The sequence below is a fragment of the Escherichia sp. MOD1-EC6021 genome (assembly GCF_002965245.1).
Taxonomy (GTDB): Bacteria; Pseudomonadota; Gammaproteobacteria; order Enterobacterales; family Enterobacteriaceae; genus Escherichia; species Escherichia coli_F.
In genome coordinates this window covers 1-402 of record NZ_PTRU01000129.1, presented here as the reverse complement: position 1 = coordinate 402, position 402 = coordinate 1, and the positions used below count along the sequence as shown (strand labels likewise).

Genomic DNA, 402 nt, shown 5'->3' with positions numbered 1-402 from the left:
TCCGTGAATCCCCCGCCACCTTTCCGGTGCGCGGGGTTTTGTCTTTTTTCACCGGGAATACATGTATGAATCCGTCTGATGCCATTGAGGCAATTGAAAAACCGCTCTCCTCCCTGCCTTACTCACTTTCCCGTCACATCCTGGAACATCTGCGCAAACTCACCAGTCACGAACCCGTGATTGGCATTATGGGTAAAAGCGGGGCCGGTAAATCCTCACTCTGTAATGCACTGTTTCAGGGGGAGGTCACCCCGGTCAGTGATGTTCACGCCGGCACCCGGGAAGTGCGGCGCTTCCGTCTGAGTGGCCACGGTCACAGCATGGTTATCACTGACCTGCCCGGGGTGGGCGAGAGCCGGGACAGGGATGCAGAGTATGAAGCCCTGTACCGTGACATTCTGC

At 56.7% G+C, this 402-nt stretch carries 1 protein-coding gene; it reads left to right on the top strand.

The annotated features are described in order from the left end of the window. Positions 1-65 precede the first annotated feature (65 nt). Positions 66-402 (top strand): GTPase (locus BEB54_RS28310; protein ID WP_001069750.1); only part of this gene is annotated, 337 nt, incomplete at its 3' end.